This is a genomic window from Amycolatopsis palatopharyngis (assembly GCF_003385185.1).
GTDB lineage: Bacteria > Actinomycetota > Actinomycetes > Mycobacteriales > Pseudonocardiaceae > Amycolatopsis > Amycolatopsis palatopharyngis.
This window is the reverse complement of record NZ_PQHZ01000027.1, coordinates 49,270-64,652: the sequence shown is the minus strand read 5'-3', so window position 1 is coordinate 64,652 and position 15,383 is coordinate 49,270. Positions and strand designations below refer to the sequence as shown.

Below are 15,383 nucleotides of genomic sequence, written 5' to 3'. Positions count from 1 at the left end.
TCCGATGGTTACTCGCTGGTAGTTTCGGAGCTGATAGTGCCACGGGAAGAGCGACTCGACCGGTTCCAAGCGGGCCGGAATCGAGTCAGAACGGCCAGAACTACCCGGACGGAAGTGTTTTCCAGACGACTGCGGCGAGTTCTCGCGCGGCGGTACACGCGTCCTTCGCGAAGACCTGCCGCACGAAGACCGACGCGATCTCCACCGTGCCAGGCACCATCTGATCAGCCGCGATGTGCTGCGTCCGCACCGAGCACGAACCGGGCTCCTCCGCTCGCACCACGGAGTCCCGTCCGGCAATCACGTCCGGCTCGCCGTCCGCGGACACCTGCAGTGGATCGTCGAGCCTGAACTTCACTATCGCCGAGGGGTCCGGCAGGTCGTAGCGCCCCCACAGACACCAATGCCCGGACGGGGGAATCCTCGGCTCAGCGGGCTCGCCGAGGGCCGCGGCCACCTCCTCCCCTGCTGCGGTCGCACAGGCATCAACGGCGCCGAATGAATTGGAGCCGAACTCCAGCCTTGCCACTGGTTTGCCGCTCTCGACCCGGTGCCGGACACCCTCCGCAACGACCGACGCGATCGAGCACTGAACCTCCTTGGCCGTTTCCTCGCCCAAACCAGAAATCTGCAGACTGATGTCGTCGGGGAAAAGAAGGAAGCGATCGCAGGAGTCCGGCCATATGTCGCTGTATCGCTGGGTCCGAAGGCCCCGCTGATGCGTCACCGTCTCGGCCGGCCTTTCGGTGAGCACGTTGTACGACTCGTCGGCCAACTCGCCGATCAGCACATTCGCCGATACACCTGCCGAATCTTCCACCGTCATCCAGCAGTGATGAAAACCTCGCCGCTCATCGAGGACACGTACCCCATCGAGGCCGCTGTAGCCGAGCTCAAGAAACCCGCAGTAGTCGATCGTGGTGAAATCCCCCAGAGCCTGCTCCGCGGTCAAAGGCGAATTTCTGATCGGCTCCAGGGCACCCTCGAACGCCGGCGAACAGCCGCTCAGCACGACCGCGAGCAGGGCTACGAACCAACGAGACGATCCAAGCCGGCGCACCGCTACTCGAAGTCGCGTTCGACGAGTGCGTTGATCCGCTCGACGGCCTCGTCCGCCTGCTCGCCCCGCACCCGGATCTCGATCTGGTCGCCCTGCCTGGCGCCGAGCGACATCAGCGCGAGCACACTCGCCGCGTCGGCCTCCTCTTCGCCAAGTCGCACCCGGACCTCTGCGTCGAGCCCGGCCACGCTGCGCGCCAGCAGCGCCGCGGGGCGAGCGTGCAGTCCGACCTCGTTGCGCAGGGTCACCTCGATGCGCTTATCGGCATCCGCTCCGAGCACGGCCGGGGTCGACTCGAGGTCGGGCGGTGCTCCTGCCGCCGTCGCCGACTCGGCCACTCGCTCGCGGTCGGCGCCGCCCTGTGCGGTGACCGCGGCAGCCACCGCACCTTCGACCAGCGGCGCGTCCACGACCACTGCCTTCTCCGGGGCCGCCAACGACTCGACCACGAGTTCCGCGGTCATCTGCGCACTGCCCAGGTCGTAGAGCAGCACCACGCCGTCCCCGGAGTCCGCCTCGCCCGCCGCGGCGAGCACCGAGTCGTAGTCCGTGCCGATGCCCCCGTCCGGCAGTCCGCCCGCGGGCAGCACAGCCACGTCCGGAGCCATCTGACGGGCGAGTTCGGCAACACCTTCGGCGAGCTTGGTGCTGTGTGAGACCACCACCAGTCCGACTGTCATTTCGCCGCCTCCGCGGTAGGAAGTACGTCGGCGGTCATTTCGCCGCCTCCGCGGTAAGAAATACGTCAGCGGTCATTTCGCCGCCTCCGCGAAACAACGGACCAGCAGCGCGGTGGATCGGGCACCCGGATCGAGGTGGCCCGCGCTGCGCTCGCCAAGGTACGACGCCCGCCCCTTGCGGGCGACAAGGTCCACTGTGGAATTCGCCCCTTCCTCTGCGGCGTCGGCGGCAGCGGCGAGCACCTCGGCGACCGAGCCACCCTTCGCCGCTTCCGCCGCCGCGACAGCCGGGATGAGCGCGTCGACCATCGTCTTGTCGGCCTGCTCCGCCTTACCTCGGGCCTGTACGCCCTCAAGCGCCGCCCGCAGTGCCATCGCGACGTCGGCGCCGTCCAACTCGGACCGGTCGCCGAGCGCGGTCGCGGCCCGCAGGAAAGCTGTGCCGTACAACGGACCTGCCGCGCCGCCCACCTTCGAGATCAGCGTGGTGGCGGCGACCTTGAGGACGGCGCCGGGCGTTTCCGGCACCGCGGTGTCGAGTGTGGACAGCACGGCGGTGAAGCCCCGCTTCATGTTCTCGCCGTGATCACCGTCGCCGATCTCACGGTCGAGTTCCACCAGTTCGTCACGGTGCTCGTCGACCACGGTGGCCGCCGCGCGTAGTGCTGCGGCGATGTCGGTCGCGGTACATCCCATGTCAGACTCCCCAGCGCAACGCGGCGGTGTGCACCGGCGCGTCCCACAGCTCGATCAGTTCGTCGTCAAGTTTCAACAGTGTGAGGCTGATTCCCTGCATCTCCAGGCTTGTGACGTAGGGACCGACGAGCCTACGGCGCACGGTGATCCCACGCTCGGCAAGCAGCCGCTCAGCGATGCCATGCGCGAGGTAGAGCTCGAGTTGCGGAGTGCCGCCCATCGAGTTGGTGAACAGCAACACCTCGTCGCCACGTTCGAACGGAAGGTCTTCGAGTACCGCCGTGAGCAACCGCTGCACCAGCGCGTCGGCCGGCTCGGCCGGTATACGTTCGCGCCCGGGTTCGCCGTGGATCCCGATACCGAACTCGATCTCGTCCTCGGCCAGCGAGAAACTGGGCTCTCCGACGTGTGGCACGGTCGGTGCGGTCAGTGCGACGCCCATCGACCTGACCTGGCCGACGATCTTGCGGGCGATCGCCTCCACCTGGTCGAGCGAGTCCCCGCGCTCCGCCGCGGCGCCGGTCAGCTTCTCCAGCAGCACTGTTCCGCCGACCCCACGCCGGCCGGCGGTGAATGTGGAGTCCGCGACAGCGATATCATCATCGATCACCACAGACCGCACGTCCTGCCCTTCCGCAGCGGCCAACTCGGCTGCCGTCTCGAAGTTCAGTACGTCGCCCGTGTAGTTCTTCACGATGAGCAGGGCACCCGCCTCACCGGTCGTGGCGGTGACCGCGGCCTGTACCGCGTCCGGAGTCGGCGAGGTGAAGACCTCGCCCGGCACAGCGGCGTGCAGCATGCCCGGTCCGACGAACCCCCCGTGCAGCGGCTCGTGCCCCGAACCACCACCGGAGATCACCGCGACCTTACCTCCGACGGGGGCATCCGCGCGCACGACGACAGCGGGGTCCTCCTGCACGCGGAGCAGATCGTCGTGCGCGACGGCGAGTCCGCGTAGCGATTCGACGACCACCGCCGCCGGATCGTTGATGATCTTCTTCATGCTGACCTCCGGCGTTCGGGCGGGCATGTACGCCCCCTTCCTACCGTCGATCACCCACCCGCGCCAAGCACCCGTCACGGTGCGATGACGGCCCGGGTCACGGCAACGCCGCGACCACCTTCCTGGCCAGTGTCCCGGCCTTGCCGCATGGGTCGTCGGAGGCGGCATCGGTGTTGTAGTTCGTGTAGTCGAGCGAGACGACTTCACCCTGGGTCTCGTCGATCGGCCGATACAGCCAGACCACCATGCACTGTGCACTGTCCTGGACCGACATCCGCTGATATCCGGTCAATCCGTCGCCGAGATCGACCTCCTCGGCGCCCTCCTCGGCACTGGGCGGATAGCCGAGCCGGAAGCCGAGAGTCAGGTCCGGCCCGCTGGAGTTCCAGGCACAGTCGTGCAGACCGGTCGCGGCCTTGCTGACCTCACCGGTCAGGATCTCGCTCACCGCAGCGTCGTCAATACCGGCGCAGGGATCGACACGGATCAGGCTCTCCTCGGGAGCGTCGAGCTTGACCGGGTCCGCTCGCAGGGTTTTGATGGCCTGCTGCAGGACGGTTCGGCCCGCGCGGCACGGATCGCCGCCCTCGTAGCTCACCTGAGCGGTGATTCCGAGGTCTGGTTCGCGACTGGTGAAAGCGCTGACGAAGCAGTCGCTCTCCTCGAAACTACTCTCGACCAGCGGCAGGCCCTCGATACTGCCGGTGGGCTTCGCCAAACCGAGCAGATCACCCAGTTGCAGCGAGATACTGATCTTCTTGCCGCCCGCGTCCCGCACCTGATTGGCACAGCGGTCCCAGCCCGAGGAGTTGGGTTCGCCGGGAACGCCGAGTTCGGCGAGCGCCTCGGCTCCCACGAGTGGGCAGGGATCGATCAGCCGCAGCTCCTCGGCGGCGACCGCGGGGTCGGCGATCGGGCCGGTTGGTACCTCGCCCTGGCTGCCACTGCCCGGCGCGGCGGGGACGGTGGAGCGCTGGAAATTGGCCTTGCCCAGATCCTGCCCAGCGCAGGCCTGCAGCGCGAACGCCAGGACGAGACCGAGCACGATGACCGGCGGACGACGGAGGCGAGCGGCAGGAAACACGAACGCCACGGTAGCGGGACGAGTCCCGCCACCGTGGCAGGACGCGGTCATTCAGACCGCGGTGTGGACTCCTGGTCGTCTTCCTCCGTCGGGACACGCAGCGGTCGAATCTTCGCCCAGGCCACAAAGGAGGCCGCGAACGCCAGCATGCCGAGACCGGCCCACAGGTTGATGTTCAGTCCCGCGGCCTTGGCGAGTTCGGCGTCGGTGGTGAAGCCGATGCCCATGACCGTGATGACGATCCCGTACACGCCGATGAGCAGCGCGATCACCACGCGGATGTCGAACGCGCCCGCACGCTTGGTCGGTTTGGATTCCGTTGCCATTGCTCGCCCCTCCTAGAAGAAGATGATGTTCAGGACGATGATCAGAGCCAGCGCGATCCCGGCCAGCAGGGTCGGGTTGCGGTACCAGCCCGCGTCGTCGCCGGTGGTCGAGTGCGTGCGCGTCGCCTTCGGCGTGAGCGAGTAGACCAGGCCAGCCAGTTCGGCCTCGGGCTTCGGCTGCGTCCGGTAGGTGACCGCGACACTCACCACGATGTCGACCACGAACGCCGCACCGGCACCGACGAACGCCGCGCCCTGGCCGGGCAGGTCCCATACGCCGGTCTCGGCGAGGATGAAGACGGCGAGCGCGGACAGGGTGCCGGACACCAGGCCGGTCCAACCGGCCGTGGGTGTCATCCGCTTCCAGAACATACCGAGGATGAACGTTGCGAACAGCGGCGCGTTGAAGAACGAGAACAGCTGCTGCAGGTAGTCCATCAGGTTGCTGTAGGTGGAGGCGATGAAGGCCGTGCCGATCGCGAGGACCGTGGCACCTGCGGTGACCGTCCGGCCCACCTGCAGGTAGTACCCGTCCGGCCGGTCCTTCTTGATGTAGGCCTGCCAGATGTCGTACGTGAACACGGTGTTGAACGAGCTCAGGTTCGCCGCCATACCGGCCATGAACGAGGCCAGCAGACCGGCGATGGCGATGCCGAGCATGCCGTTGGGCAGCAGGTCGCGGATGAGCAGCAGCAGCGCGTCGTTGTATGTCGCCCCGCTGGGTGCGCCTTCACCGCTCATCAGCGCGGTCTTGTTCTCGCCGAGCAGTTCGGTGACGGTGACACCGGCGATCATGCCGGGGATGATCACGATGAAGGGGATGAACATCTTCGGAAACGCACCGATGATCGGTGTCCGGCGCGCGGCCGACATGCTCTTGGACGCCATGGCGCGCTGGACCTCGACGAAGTTGGTGGTCCAGTAGCCGAACGAGAGCACGAAGCCGAGACCGAAGACCAGGCCGAGCACCGAGAGGAAGTTGCTGCCGAAGCCGGTGAGTTCGTTACCGGGCCAAGCGCTGAGGTTCTCGGCGCCGTCGGGTCCGCCGGAGATCTTCTCCACCAGGCCGTCCCAGCCGCCGACCTTGTAGAGGCCGACGATCGTCAGCGGCAGCAGCGCCGCGACGATCACGAAGAACTGCAGCACCTCGTTGTAGATGGCGGCGGAGAGCCCGCCGAGCGCGGTGTACGCCAGCACGATTACGGCGGCGAGGATCACCGACACCCAGATCGGCCAGCCGAGCAGCAGGTTGACCACGCTCGCGAGCAGGAACAGGTTCGCGCCGGCGATCAGGATCTGCGCGGTGGCGAAGCTGATGCCGTTGACGAGGTGCGCGGTGTTGTTGAACCGGCGCCGCATGAACTCCGGCACGCTGCGGACCTTGGAGCCGTAGTAGAACGGCATCATCACGACACCGAGGAACAACATCGCCGGTACCGCGCCGATCCAGAAATAGTGCGCGGTGGGCATGCCGTACTGCGCGCCGTTTGCCGACATACCCATGACCTCGATCGCGCCGAGGTTCGCGGAGATGAAGGCCAGGCCGGTCACCCAGGCGGGCAGTGAGCGTCCGGAGAGGAAGAAGTCCAGGCTGCTCGACACCTGCCTGCGGGCGAGGTAGCCGATGGTCAGCACCAGGACGAAGTAGAACGCGAGCAACAGATAGTCGATCGCGTTCGCATCGAGGCGCAGATCCGCCTCGGCCAGTACGTGCACTCGGGCCACCCCACTTCGCACATCATCCAACAAGAAGCACCAGGAACTAGCTGCGAGCGCACATTACTGCATGTTTTCGCACAGATGAATGCGGGCGGTCCGACGTGTCCGGTTCTGACAAGAAAGACCTGGAACGCGTGGTTTCGTTCAGCAGGTGAACGAGCGTGTGGGCCACGCCTGGCTCGCCTGCCGTGCATGATTGATCACTTAACGGTGACCAATACCTTGCGGCACCGCAACTCGGCGAGCAGAACTTGCGCCGTCGCCGTCGCCGGGACGGGTTCGCGCCGAGCGCGTGTCCCGGGACTCCGGGCTCAGAACAGCCGAAACTCGTCCGACTCGATACCGCGCAGCGCGTCGTAGTCAAGGGTGACGCAGCGGATGCCTCGATCTTCGGCCAGGGTTCGCGCCTGCGGCTTGATCTGCTGCGCGGCGAACACACCCTGCACCGGCGCGAGGCGGGAGTCGCGGTTCAGCAGTTCGAGATACCGGGTCAACTGCTCGACCCCGTCGATCTCGCCCCGGCGCTTGATCTCCACGGCGACGGACTTGCCATCGGCGTCTCGGCACATGATGTCGACCGGGCCGATTGCCGTGGGGAACTCGCGCCGCACCAGGGTGTAGCCCTCGCCGAGGGTGACGATGTGCTCGGCGAGCAGTTCCTGCAGATGCGCCTCGACCCCGTCCTTGACCAGGCCGGGCTCGGCGCCGAGTTCATGGGAGAACTCCTCGATGACCTCGTCGATGGTGATGACGAGTTTTTCCCCGGCCTTGTTCTCCACGATCCAGAGATTGCCGTCCTCGATGAGCCAGCACGGCGGGCTCATCCAGTTCAACGGCTTGTAGGCGCGGTCGTCGGAGTGCACCGACACCGAACCGTCCGACTTCACCAGGAGAAGCCTGGTGGCCTTCGGCAGGTGGGCGGTGAGCCTGCCGGCGTAGTCGACCTGACACCGAGCGATTACCAAACGCACCCGGCGAGACTAGGGGACAGCAGGAGTTACCCGTTCGGGCACCCCGAGTCATCACCCGGATCAGGCAGTGCATTGGCCAGAACGGGAGACTGGAGTGTGTGAACGCGATCGAACGCACGAGCACCCGCGAGGTCTACCGGAACAACTGGCTGACGATGCGCGAGGACGGCATCCGCAGACCTGATGGTTCGGCGGGCATCTACGCTGTTGTCGACAAACCGACGTATGCTCTGATCATTCCACTGGACGGCGATCGTCTGCACCTTGTAGAGCAGTATCGCTACCCGCTCGGCCGCCGTACCTGGGAATTCCCGCAGGGCACCGCTCCCGAACTCGCCGATCTCGCCCCGCCGGAGTTGGCGGCACGGGAACTGCAGGAGGAAACCGGCCTGCACGCGCGTTCCATCGTGGACATCGGCGGGCTCGACGTCGCCCCCGGAATGAGCAGTCAGCAGGGACGGGTCTTCCTCGCCACCGAACTGACCGAGGGCGAGCCGCAGCGCGAGGCCGAGGAGCAGGACATGCGCACGGCCTGGATCGACCGCGCCGAGTTCGAAAAGATGATCAAGACAGGCGAGATCACCGACGCCCAGTCGATCGCCGCCTACACCCTTCTGCTGCTCCACGAGCGCTGACGCCACGCGGGCAGAGGAGTTCCCCAATGTGGCATTGGGGACGTTGAACGTCCCTAATGCCACATTGGGGAACTTCCACTAGCGCTCCAAGACGGCTCGGAGGAACTCCCGGGTGCTGACGACAAGAAGACCTTCAGCGCAAGGCGCCTGGGGTAACAGTCAGCGGGCCGACCGAGAGGTCGCCAAGGGAAGCAAATAGCGATCCCCGCCTTACATAAGCGCAAGCAGTTGCCCACTGCGACACAAATTCAAATCTATGAAACTTGCGCTGACATCGTATCTCGCCATATTCGCAGAACTCGATTGAGCGCATTAACTTCGGCCAGAAGACGATTGTTTTCTCGCTTCAGACGAAACAACTCAGCTCGTTCGTCCCCTGTCAAGCCGTCGTCATACACAGTGGGACGAGGAGTCAGCCCGCCCCACTGACGCCTATCGTGCGGAAGGCCCAGCGCTTCGGCCAACAGTCGCACAGTGTCGTGACGCGGATGACGGCGCGTGCCGCGTTCTAGGGCACTGATCGCCTCAACACTCAAAGAAGATCGGTCCGCTAGCTTTTCTTGCGTAAGCCCCGCCGATTGCCTGTGCCACTTCAAGATCTCCCCAAATCTTGGTTGCAATTACTCCGCCCCCTCCAAGCAGCACCGTGGCAATAACACCAAAGTGGCCACTTTGGTAAAACAGATCCACCGTCAAGCCGTCGAAATTCGGGATCTCTACCAGTTTCCCCAGCGCATCAACGCTAACCCATGCAGCGATACTGGGCAACGACGCGAGCAGCACCCAGTACTTAAGTGTTAACCCACTCGGGTGAACCTAACTCGGCTTGTACGGGTTGCCGTACGAGTGTCGTACGGGTTGTCCCTTCCACTGCAACATCCTTATGCAGAACCATGCCACTAGATAGAAGAAGCTCGAACAGTTAAAGAAGCGGAACTGATGCTATAACTGGAAATTATGTTCGACCTGACAGTATTGGAGTATTATGATTAGCGGCACTGGGCTAACCTTCTCCCGAAAAAACCTAGCAGTCCTTTTCATTATTGCGCTTGCTAGCATGTTGTTTGCAGTGCAGAACGCCCCTCAGGCCGAAGCTGCGAACAATTGCAGATATAATGCGGTTGTAGACAATCACGATCGCTTGAATTATTACTTTGGTATCGGCTACGCAAATTGCAACGGCATCGATAAATTCGAAATTTCCGTTGCACTATATAAAGGTGGCGCCCCCGGAGAGTCGGGTGCACAACGAGTCTCCAGCGGCTACCGTATGTGCGATAGAGTCTCAACATCCTGCGCTGCTTCGACTGACATGATCGCCAGAACACCGGGATCCGGAGTTAAATGGTGTGCCAGAGTTGCAGGTAGAAGCGCAGTGGATGGATGGGGGAATTGGTTCTACAACACGTCGTGTAGGTACAGTTGACAAGATTCGTAATCTCCGAATCAAGGATAAGGATCCAGAGGATGTCCAAAAAGAAGAACTGCGCGACCAAATCCAGGCTAGCTTCGGCGATTCTCTGCGTGTTGGCGATGTCATCTGCCAGTCTATTTCTTGGCAGCGGCACGGCTCTCGCCATCGAAAGGGGTAAGTGTGATCCCTACTACGCATCAACTGCCCTGGCGTACGATAATGGGGTATGGAAATCTCAAGGAACAGCCTCGGCTGTTTGCGCGGCCACGCACATTCAGCTCAAGGCAACTCTATACATGAACGGAAGCGTTTATGCTTCTAACACCAAAACTTTCAACCGAAGCTGGGCGTCTCAATTCTATGATATAGAGGTTTCGGCTTACGACGTTGGAGGTACACAGAGATGGCGCACTCTTGCGACCGTGATATGGACTGATACATTTGGCCAGAGAAACGTGCTCACAAGATGGTCGGAACCTGTAACCTACTAATCGCCTAGCCACTTATCCGGGGTTTCGTGAGGATTCTTCCTTTCGAAACCCCGGGTTTGGCGCAATCTGAGATAGGCAGAAGAACCGGAAACATACGGTATGCGAAAGACCTGCAGAGTTACACTATTCACCACACAAAATTCAATCAGAATAACTCTGAGAGCTCATATTCGCTAGCGCTCCAGGAGTGTCCGGAAAAACGCGCAATTTGCTCTTTCTTCAGGTTCTCGAAGATCCGCGCTGGCGGGCCCTGCACACCGCGTCAAGGCCGTGGTCGAACATGACCACGCGGTCGGAGATCTTCTCCGCAAATCGAATCTTGTGCGTAATCGTCAGCACGGTCATGTCCGTGCTCTTCGCGATGTTGCGAATCACGTTCAGCACGTCCCCGATCAGCTCGGGATCCAGCGCCGAGGCTGGCTCGTCGTACAGCAGCACTTTCAGGCGCATCGCCATGGCTCGCGCGATCGCCACCACTGCTGCCGACCACATGAGCACTGAGGCGGTTTACGGTCGACGTGCTGGCTCCGCCCGACCATCCAGCAGTCCATCCCGCGCTCCTGCACCTCGCCCTTGGACATTCCGAGGACCTACTCTGGTGCATCCGGCAGGTTCTGGTCCCCGTCGGTCTCGCGGCCGCGCTTGCTCGACACGATCCAGAGGTTGCCGTCCTCGATAAGCCAGCACGGCGGACTCATCCAGGTCAGCGGCTTGTCGGACGGTTCGGTGTAGGAGCACGCCGACACCGAACTGTCCGGCTTCACAGGGGAAACCTTGTGGCCGGCCTTCGACAGGTAGGCAGTAAACCTCCAGTGAAGTCGATCTGACACGGAGCGGCCACGCACACGTCCGTCGAGACCAAGAGACGTCGGCCGGTGGCCGCGTCTCGGCCCGCCGCACATAACATCTCCTACTCGCCGGGCGGCGGAATCAACGCGTAATCCGTCTTAGCCCGTTAGTGTCGGGACAGACCCGAGCTGGTCACTCCCTGTTCGCCGGGCGGTGGCAGGCCTACAGTCGACGAGAGGTAACAGAGCGTGATTCCTGGACTACCCTGGCCTGATCGAACTCTGGGAGGGAAGTACCGATGAACGAGACACCCACCCTGTTCGACTGGAGCGGAAATCTTCTCGACGGTCTCGGCCTCACCGTGCTTATCACGGTCCTCGGGACCATCCTGATGGTCATCCTCGCGGTAGTGCTGGGCCTGATGGCCCGTTCGCACCGGTTACCGGTGCGTGGCGTCGCCCGCATCGTGATCGAGTTCTTCCGAGGAACCTCACTGATGATCCAGCTGTGGTGGCTGTTCTTCGCGCTACCGCTGATCGGCTTCCGACTCGACGCGGTCGTGGTCGGCGTGCTGGCCCTCGGACTGAACTACGGCGCGTACGGCGCCGAGGTGGTGCGTGGGTCGATCAACGCAGTCCCGAAGACACAATGGGAGGCGGCAACAGCGCTGAACCTGTCGGCGTGGACTCGGATGCGCCGCGTCGTCTGGCCACAGGCCATCGCCTTGATGATCCCTTCGATGAACAACCTGTTCATCCAGCTGCTGAAGAGCACCCCCTTGCTGTTCACGATTTCGCTGGTCGACCTGATGCAGATCGGTGAGTCGTTCCACAAGGCGGGCGGTGACCGTCCGTTCATCTACCTCGTCCTGATGGTCATCTACTTCATCCTCGCCTACGCGGTCACGTTCTTCTCGAACCTTGCTGAGGTCGCGGCCAAGGCACGACTGGGACAACACGAAGGCGTGAAGAGCCTCTTCCGGACACGCAGGCCCCCGCAGAAGATCGAGGTGACGGCACCGTGAACTGGGACTGGAACTACGCGTTCGAGGCGCTTCCCGAACTTCTGACGCACTTCGCCAAGTACACGCTGGTAGCCACGGTGCTCGGTACGATCCTCGCCGCCATACTCGGGCTGGTCTTCGCAATCATCCGGTACTTGCGAATCCCAGTACTGGCACAGCTCACCACGGCGTTCATCGAGTTCATCCGCAGTACGCCGCTGCTGATTCAGCTGTTCTTCCTGTTCTTCGCCTTGCCGAGCTTGGGAGTCACCCTGTCGCCGATGACGGCGGGGGTGATCGGTCTCGGTGTGCACTATGCGTGTTATTGCGCGGACGTCTACCGGGCAGGCATCGAGGCAGTACCTACAGGACAATGGGAAGCCAGCACCGCCCTGCATCTTCCTCAGCGGATCACTTGGCAGCGGGTGGTCCTCCCACAGGCGATCCGCAACGTGCTTCCGGCCTTGGGCAACTACGCCATCGCGATGTTCAAGGAGACGCCGTTCCTGGCGCTCATCACGGTGCCCGAGTTGGTGCACACCGCACGGGCGTTCGGCAGCCAGACCTACGAGTGGCTCGAGCCCCTTACGCTGGCCGGGCTGATCTTCCTCGCAGCAAGTTATCCGACCGCGCTTCTGTTGCGACGCCTGGAAATCAAGCTCAAAACGTCCTGAAACGACGATCGGGCCGGCACCGACTGCGGCGGTACCGGCCCGATCGTGACCTTAAGGCTCAGCCTGCTTCGACCGAGCAGAGTTCCTCGGTGGTGGCCTTGCGTGCAGCGTCCGCGGAGAAGCCCCACTTCTCCAGGATCGCCTCGAACTCCGGCGTCTCCTTGAACGCCTTCAGTTCTTCGTTGTACTTTCCTTGGAACTCGGTGTCCGTCTGCCGGAACGCCGCGCTGGAGCCAGTGGTGGGGAAGTCCTCCAACGGCGCGGTTATCTCGAAGTTCCCACCCTTCTCCTTCTCTGCTTCCAGGCTCAAAGTCGGCAGCAGGACAGCGTCGACGCGACCGTCCGCCAGTCCCTGTAGCGCATCCGGTGCCGCGGGGTAGGTGGGCAGCTTGCTTTCCGGCACACCCAGGGACTTGGCGGCCCGCAGTTCGAAGCTGCCGGCCAAAACAGCGACCTGCACATCCTGGTTCATGACATCGTCGATCGTGGTGAGTCCCTTGGGGTTGCCCGCGGGCACCGCGAACGACTCGGTCGAGACGATCACAGGCGAGGCATAGAGCACCTGCGAGCAGCGGGCCTGATCCATGAACATCCCGGCAGTGACCATGTCCCAGCGATTGGCCGTGAGGCCCGGGATCATCGAGTCGTATTGAGTCTGCACACCCTCGATATTTGTGATGCCCATGCGCTCGAGCACGGCCTTGGCCACGTCGGGTTCAGCACCGGTCAACTCACCTTCGGCAGTCAACACGGTGTAGGGCGGTTCATTTGCGATCGCCAGTCGGATCGGCTGACCAGAGTCGACACGCTGCTGCAGTCCACCCTCGGACTCGGGCTGACCGGTGTCCGGATTGGTCGTTTGGCACGCGCTGAGGACTGCTCCGCCTCCGACGGCGGCGATCCCTATGGCCGAGTAGCGCAACAACGCACGGCGGGAGAGACGGTTGACCTTCGGGTCTGACACGAAAACACTCCGTTCAGGTGATGGCGGTTGCTTGACCCTATCCAATCACCAGTACTTGTGCGGCGCATTGTTATGCAATGACCACAGTCCGCCACTGGCCGTGCAGGCCTGCATACAGGGGGTCCTAGATCAGCAGGTCACGGCCGAGTGCAACGCACGCGAACTTGGCGAAGTGACCGGGCTTTCAGAGGCACCGTCGTCCAGATCGGACAGCTCGATGTCGCACCTGGACTACCGCACCCAGATAACCGCCGGTCGTCGTCTGTCGGGTGGTGAGGCAAAATCTACTCGGGCCACTCCGGCCTGCGCTTCTCCAGGAATGCGGCCATGCCTTCCTTTGCCGCCGGAAGCTGCGAAGCCGAAGCCATGACCTCGACAGCGAGCGTATACGCCTCGGCCTCGGGGCGGTCCAGCTGAGCATAGAGAGTCCGCTTGCCGAGCGCCCTGCTGGCGGGGCTGCCCCTGGTCGCCCTGCCCAGTAACTCGGTCACAGCGTCATCAAGGTCGCCATCCGGGACGACAGCATTTACGAGGCCCCACCACTCGGCAGTGTTCGCGTCGACGACATCACCGGTCAGGGCCATCTCCATCAGCCGCTTTCGACCGATCGACCTGGCAACCGGGACGGCAGGGGTATGACAGAACCAACCACCCTTGCCGCCGGGGAGAGCAAAGCCCGCTGACTCGGCCGCAATCGCCAGGTCGCAGGACGCGACTAGCTGACAACCGGCGGCGGTGGCCAGGCCGTGGACGCGTGCGAGCACGACCTGTGGCACAGACTCAATCGTGCGCATCAACTCAGTGCAGAGCTGCAGCAGGTCTCGCACGCCACTCAGGTCACGATCTGCGACATCACCAAAGTCATGCCCCGCCGAGAAGACGGGACCATCGCCGGCCAACACGATTCCGGTCGCATCGGAATCCCCTGCCTCCTTGAAGGCCTGCAGTAGCTCGGCGAGGTGCTCCCCGGACAGTGAGTTCCGCCGGGCGGCCCGGTTCATCGTGATCGTGACCGTGTCGCCGTCACGCTTGACGAGGATGTGCTCGTACTCGGTCATACCTCGACCGTACTGCGTCGAGGCCCCCTGTGGATACGGTCGCTTACGCCCGATCAATGACGGCGTGCAGGAACTCCCTGGTGCGCTCGTGGTCCGGGTCGGTGAAGAGCTTTTCCGGGTCAGCTTCCTCGATGACCTGGCCGTGGTCGAACATCATCACCCGATCCGACACATCGCGGGCGAACTGCATCTCGTGAGTGACACACAGGATCGTGATGTCAGTCCGGGACGCGATCTCCTTCAACACCGCCAGGACACCGGCGACCAGCTCCGGGTCCAACGCGGAGGTCACCTCGTCCAGCAGCAACACGTCCGGTTGCATCGCCAGCGCCCTGGCAATGGCGACACGCTGCTGCTGGCCACCGGAAAGCTGGGACGGATGGGCATCGACCTTGTCGCTCAGACCGACCATCTCAAGCAGTTCCCTGGCCCGCTTCTCGGCCTCTTCCTTCGACAGGCCGAGGGTGCGCACCGGTGCCTCGGTGATGTTCTGCAGCACCTTCATGTTGGGGAACAGGTTGAACTGCTGGAAGACCATGCCGATCCTCCGACGCACCTTGCGGAGATGCTTCTCGTCGGCAGGCACCATCTTGCCCCCACGGTCTGTGTGGGTCAGGCATTCATCACCGACATAGATTTTCCCGCCGTTGACCTTCTCCAACGTCATCAACAGTCGTAGGATCGTCGTTTTGCCCGAACCACTCGGTCCGATCAGGGTGACGAACTCGCCTGGCTTCACCTCGAAGTCCAGCTCGCGCAGCACGACATTGTCACCGAACTTCTTGATGACACCTTCGAAGCGGATCATCACATCGG

At 63.2% G+C, this 15,383-nt stretch carries 18 protein-coding genes; 3 read left to right on the top strand and 15 right to left on the bottom strand.

What is annotated here, in order from left to right:
- Window positions 1–100: 100 nt before the first annotated feature.
- From D0C15_RS20360 to nucS, 8 genes are all read right to left on the bottom strand, one after another.
- Window positions 101–952: a hypothetical protein gene (locus tag D0C15_RS20360; RefSeq protein ID WP_162830165.1), complete on the bottom strand. Its 852-nt coding sequence runs from the start codon at window positions 950–952 to the stop codon at window positions 101–103.
- A gap of 110 nt (window positions 953–1,062) precedes the next feature.
- Window positions 1,063–1,740, bottom strand: a complete 678-nt coding sequence (dhaM, locus tag D0C15_RS20355) for a dihydroxyacetone kinase phosphoryl donor subunit DhaM (protein WP_116047934.1) — start codon at window positions 1,738–1,740, stop codon at window positions 1,063–1,065.
- A 72-nt stretch (window positions 1,741–1,812) separates the two neighbouring features.
- Entirely contained in the window at window positions 1,813–2,436 is a 624-nt protein-coding gene (gene dhaL, locus D0C15_RS20350) for a dihydroxyacetone kinase subunit DhaL (RefSeq protein ID WP_116047932.1), read from the bottom strand.
- 1 nt (window position 2,437) lies between these two features.
- On the bottom strand, window positions 2,438–3,439 hold the full coding sequence (gene dhaK / locus D0C15_RS20345) for a dihydroxyacetone kinase subunit DhaK (RefSeq protein ID WP_116048011.1): 1,002 nt from the start codon (window positions 3,437–3,439) through the stop codon (window positions 2,438–2,440).
- Between the two features lie 97 nt (window positions 3,440–3,536).
- Entirely contained in the window at window positions 3,537–4,523 is a 987-nt protein-coding gene (locus D0C15_RS20340) for a DUF3558 domain-containing protein (protein WP_162830164.1), read from the bottom strand.
- A 47-nt stretch (window positions 4,524–4,570) separates the two neighbouring features.
- Window positions 4,571–4,849: a hypothetical protein gene (locus tag D0C15_RS20335; RefSeq protein ID WP_116047928.1), complete on the bottom strand. Its 279-nt coding sequence runs from the start codon at window positions 4,847–4,849 to the stop codon at window positions 4,571–4,573.
- 12 nt (window positions 4,850–4,861) lie between these two features.
- Window positions 4,862–6,565 (bottom strand): sodium:solute symporter family protein, encoded by a 1,704-nt coding sequence (locus D0C15_RS20330; protein WP_116047926.1) that lies wholly within the window; start codon window positions 6,563–6,565, stop codon window positions 4,862–4,864.
- A 314-nt stretch (window positions 6,566–6,879) separates the two neighbouring features.
- Window positions 6,880–7,539 carry an endonuclease NucS gene (gene nucS / locus D0C15_RS20325; protein WP_116047924.1) on the bottom strand — a complete coding sequence of 220 codons (660 nt, stop codon included), beginning with the start codon at window positions 7,537–7,539 and terminating at the stop codon, window positions 6,880–6,882.
- Window positions 7,540–7,637: 98 nt separating this feature from the next.
- Between nucS and D0C15_RS20320 the strand changes: the two genes are divergently transcribed.
- Entirely contained in the window at window positions 7,638–8,174 is a 537-nt protein-coding gene (locus D0C15_RS20320; RefSeq protein WP_116047922.1) for an NUDIX domain-containing protein, read from the top strand.
- Between the two features lie 254 nt (window positions 8,175–8,428).
- Here the strand turns inward: D0C15_RS20320 and D0C15_RS35760 are convergent, their stop codons facing one another.
- The 4 genes from D0C15_RS35760 to D0C15_RS34200 all read right to left on the bottom strand — a co-directional run bounded on the left by D0C15_RS35760 (window position 8,429) and on the right by D0C15_RS34200 (window position 10,843).
- Complete coding sequence (locus D0C15_RS35760) at window positions 8,429–8,770, bottom strand: helix-turn-helix domain-containing protein (RefSeq protein ID WP_211323273.1); 342 nt, start codon at window positions 8,768–8,770, stop codon at window positions 8,429–8,431.
- The gene (locus tag D0C15_RS34210) at window positions 8,700–8,957 is read right to left on the bottom strand and encodes a hypothetical protein (protein WP_162830161.1); all 258 of its coding nucleotides are present in this window, start codon (window positions 8,955–8,957) and stop codon (window positions 8,700–8,702) included. Before D0C15_RS34210 ends, D0C15_RS35760 begins: the two co-directional genes overlap by 71 nt.
- Before the next feature lie 1,341 nt (window positions 8,958–10,298).
- On the bottom strand, window positions 10,299–10,571 hold the full coding sequence (locus tag D0C15_RS34205) for an ATP-binding cassette domain-containing protein (RefSeq protein ID WP_211323272.1): 273 nt from the start codon (window positions 10,569–10,571) through the stop codon (window positions 10,299–10,301).
- A gap of 98 nt (window positions 10,572–10,669) precedes the next feature.
- On the bottom strand, window positions 10,670–10,843 hold the full coding sequence (locus D0C15_RS34200) for a hypothetical protein (protein WP_162830162.1): 174 nt from the start codon (window positions 10,841–10,843) through the stop codon (window positions 10,670–10,672).
- A gap of 323 nt (window positions 10,844–11,166) precedes the next feature.
- Here D0C15_RS34200 and D0C15_RS20305 point away from each other — a divergent pair, with 323 nt between their 5' ends.
- Together D0C15_RS20305 and ehuD are read left to right on the top strand one after the other, a co-directional pair.
- Window positions 11,167–11,892: an amino acid ABC transporter permease gene (locus D0C15_RS20305; RefSeq protein WP_116047916.1), complete on the top strand. Its 726-nt coding sequence runs from the start codon at window positions 11,167–11,169 to the stop codon at window positions 11,890–11,892.
- Entirely contained in the window at window positions 11,889–12,545 is a 657-nt protein-coding gene (ehuD, locus tag D0C15_RS20300; protein WP_116047915.1) for an ectoine/hydroxyectoine ABC transporter permease subunit EhuD, read from the top strand. The genes D0C15_RS20305 and ehuD overlap by 4 nt, the downstream gene beginning before the upstream one ends.
- 58 nt (window positions 12,546–12,603) lie before the next feature.
- On the opposite strand, the gene ehuB is transcribed toward ehuD, so the two are convergent.
- The 3 genes from ehuB to ehuA all read right to left on the bottom strand — a co-directional run bounded on the left by ehuB (window position 12,604) and on the right by ehuA (window position 15,375).
- Window positions 12,604–13,509 carry an ectoine/hydroxyectoine ABC transporter substrate-binding protein EhuB gene (ehuB, locus tag D0C15_RS20295; RefSeq protein ID WP_116047913.1) on the bottom strand — a complete coding sequence of 302 codons (906 nt, stop codon included), beginning with the start codon at window positions 13,507–13,509 and terminating at the stop codon, window positions 12,604–12,606.
- A 284-nt stretch (window positions 13,510–13,793) separates the two neighbouring features.
- Window positions 13,794–14,567: an enoyl-CoA hydratase-related protein gene (locus D0C15_RS20290; protein WP_116047911.1), complete on the bottom strand. Its 774-nt coding sequence runs from the start codon at window positions 14,565–14,567 to the stop codon at window positions 13,794–13,796.
- A gap of 43 nt (window positions 14,568–14,610) precedes the next feature.
- Window positions 14,611–15,375, bottom strand: coding sequence for an ectoine/hydroxyectoine ABC transporter ATP-binding protein EhuA (gene ehuA / locus D0C15_RS20285; protein WP_116047909.1), 765 nt, complete (start codon window positions 15,373–15,375; stop codon window positions 14,611–14,613).
- Window positions 15,376–15,383 lie beyond the last annotated feature (8 nt).